Origin of the sequence: Bacteroides sp. 11BF (assembly GCF_019633765.1) — a bacterium.
GTDB lineage: Bacteria > Bacteroidota > Bacteroidia > Bacteroidales > Bacteroidaceae > Bacteroides > Bacteroides hominis.
The window spans coordinates 1-649 of sequence record NZ_JAFKPJ010000074.1 but is presented as its reverse complement, the minus strand read 5'-3'; the positions used below and the strand labels follow the sequence as shown (position 1 = coordinate 649).

The following is a 649-nucleotide window of genomic DNA, read 5'->3' as shown; positions in this document are numbered from 1 at the left end:
AGTACAGAAAAAGGGTCGATTAATGAAACTTTTAAATTTAAGAATATGAGTTATTCACAATTTATCATGGCTGTATTTGCCATTTATGTAGTTTACTACGCTGCCAACATCCTGTATGATGCTTTCCTAAAGCAAAGCAAAACCAATACAGGTGAAGAAGAAGAGATTATTTCAATAGGAGAGGAAGAAGAAATACCTCACAAAGTTGTAGATGAAGATTTTGAAACAGGCTCATACGAAAAAGAGGATGAAAAAAAAGAATCTGAACAGAATTATGTATCTGTAAATGAATCCATTGAAATGGAAGTTGAAACACAAGGTATTCCAATGGAACAACTTCTTGCTAAAGGGAAAAGCATGTTTTCACACGTAAATTTTAACAAATAAACAACTAATTTTTATTCAAATGAAAAAGTTTTTTTCAAAAATTGCTCAAAGAGCATTCGCTTTAGCCATTAGCATAATGGTAGTAACTAACACTTTTGCACAAGGTGCTGCGGGAATTGATGCAGCTAGTTCTGAACTTGCAACCTACATGGACCCCCTAGGAAACATGATGATGATACTAGGAGGTCTAGTAGGATTAGTTGGAGCAGTGCGAGTTTATTTAAAATGGAACTCTGGTGACCAAGATGTACAAAAGGCTGTT

Annotated in this window: 2 protein-coding genes; both read left to right on the top strand. The window is 34.5% G+C overall.

Going from position 1 to position 649, the window contains the following annotated elements:
- The first annotated feature begins 45 nt into the window (after positions 1 to 45).
- On the top strand, positions 46 to 387 hold the full coding sequence (locus JZY04_RS21050; RefSeq protein WP_007559113.1) for a hypothetical protein: 342 nt from the start codon (positions 46 to 48) through the stop codon (positions 385 to 387).
- A gap of 19 nt (positions 388 to 406) precedes the next feature.
- Positions 407 to 649: DUF4134 family protein (locus tag JZY04_RS21045; RefSeq protein ID WP_220577469.1), on the top strand; the 243-nt coding region annotated here is incomplete at its 3' end.

Bases quoted from the DNA above. Each gene is read 5' to 3' on its own strand.
- JZY04_RS21050 (WP_007559113.1), top strand. From the start codon at position 46: ATGAGTTATTCACAATTTATCATGGCTGTATTTGCCATTTATGTAGTT.